Here is a 941-nt window from a genome sequence, read left to right as displayed (position 1 = left end):
TAACAAAGACCCGTTTGGGTTGTATGGTTAAGTGACTAAGCGTACACGGTGGATGCCTTGGCAGTTGGAGGCGATGAAGGACGTATTAACTTGCGATAAGCCTAGTCAAGCTAGTAAAAAGCGCTTGAGACTAGGATTTCCGAATGGGGAAACCCACCTGCTTGCAGGTATCGTTAACTGAATACATAGGTTAACGAGGCGAACGCGGAGAACTGAAACATCTAAGTACCCGTAGGAAAAGAAATCAACCGAGATTCCGATAGTAGCGGCGAGCGAAATCGGAACAGCCCTTAAGCTTATTATGTGTTAATGGAAGGCTCTGGAAAGTGCCACGATACAGGGTGATAGTCCCGTACATGAAAAGACATTTTAAGTGAAATCGAGTAGGTCGGAGCACGTGAAACTTTGACTGAATATAGGTGGACCATCATCTAAGGCTAAATACTCCCAACTGACCGATAGTGAACCAGTACCGTGAGGGAAAGGCGAAAAGAACCCCTGTGAGGGGAGTGAAATAGAACCTGAAACCGTGTACGTACAAGCAGTAGGAGCCTACTTGTTAGGTGACTGCGTACCTTTTGTATAATGGGTCAGCGACTTATATTTTGTAGCGAGGTTAACCGATTAGGGTAGCCGTAGGGAAACCGAGTCTTAACTGGGCGAATAGTTGCAAGGTATAGACCCGAAACCCGGTGATCTAGCCATGGGCAGGTTGAAGGTTGAGTAACATCAACTGGAGGACCGAACCCACTAACGTTGAAAAGTTAGGGGATGACCTGTGGCTAGGAGTGAAAGGCTAATCAAACCGGGAGATAGCTGGTTCTCCCCGAAATCTATTTAGGTAGAGCCTCGGACGAATACTTACGGGGGTAGAGCACTGTTAAGGCTAGGGGGTCATCCCGACTTACCAACCCTTTGCAAACTCCGAATACCGTAAAGTA

General features: G+C 47.2%; 1 rRNA gene. It reads left to right on the top strand.

The window, feature by feature from the left end:
* Window positions 1-25 precede the first annotated feature (25 nt).
* Window positions 26-941: ribosomal RNA gene (locus PSH50_RS20955) — 23S ribosomal RNA — on the top strand; the annotation flags it as partial.

Source organism: Pseudoalteromonas sp. Angola-7 (genome assembly GCF_028599255.1).
Taxonomy (GTDB): domain Bacteria; phylum Pseudomonadota; class Gammaproteobacteria; order Enterobacterales; family Alteromonadaceae; genus Pseudoalteromonas; species Pseudoalteromonas atlantica.
Note: the sequence above shows the minus strand (reverse complement) of the source record. Positions and strands in the feature narration are given on the sequence as shown.